At 73.5% G+C, this 253-nt stretch carries 1 protein-coding gene; it reads left to right on the forward strand.

Going from position 1 to position 253, the window contains the following annotated elements; all coding sequences use genetic code 11:
- Positions 1-253: TonB-dependent receptor domain-containing protein (locus SB764_RS42765; RefSeq protein WP_410867145.1), on the forward strand; the 253-nt coding region annotated here is incomplete at both ends.

Raw genomic sequence — 253 nt, forward strand, 5'->3', positions numbered from 1 at the left:
GTCGTACCGGCCCGGCGGCCTGCCGGGGCTGAACTTCGCGCTGGCGCCCGCGCTCGGCAACAATGCCGAAGCGGGCCTGAAGACCGACCTTGCCGGCGGGCAACTGACCGCCGCGGTGTTCCGCGTATCGACGCACGACGAGATCGTGTCGGCGGGCAGCGCGGGCGGTCGCGCCACCTTCCGCAATGCCGGACGCACGCGCCGCGATGGCGTCGAATTGGGCTGGTCGGCGGCCTTTGCCCGCCATGGGCGC

It is taken from the genome of Paraburkholderia sp. SIMBA_027 (assembly GCF_046535315.1).
GTDB lineage: Bacteria > Pseudomonadota > Gammaproteobacteria > Burkholderiales > Burkholderiaceae > Paraburkholderia > Paraburkholderia tropica.